This is a genomic window from Clostridium sp. ATCC BAA-442, from assembly GCF_964239415.1.
GTDB classification, from domain to species: Bacteria; Bacillota; Clostridia; order Oscillospirales; family Oscillospiraceae; genus Flavonifractor; species Flavonifractor plautii.
Map to the genome: position 1 here is coordinate 31,185 of NZ_CAXSQB010000041.1, position 248 is coordinate 31,432.

Sequence of the window (248 nt, forward strand, 5' to 3'; positions counted from 1 at the left end):
GCGGCCCAGCGGGGCCGCACCCTCAGGCTGTCCATAAACCCTCCTGCTAAAGCGTTCGGAGGGAAGGATAGTGTGAAAGGGAACCGTCAGGGTTCCCTGGAGGTGAATTGGCCGTAGGCCAAGAGAGACCGGCCTGGGCCGTTCGCGTTGGATCAAGCGACATTTTGAAACGTTTTCAGAGTTTCAAAATGTCCCCCCAGCCTGTCGAAAAGACTTTTTTGACAGGCTGGGGTGCGGCCCAGCAGGGC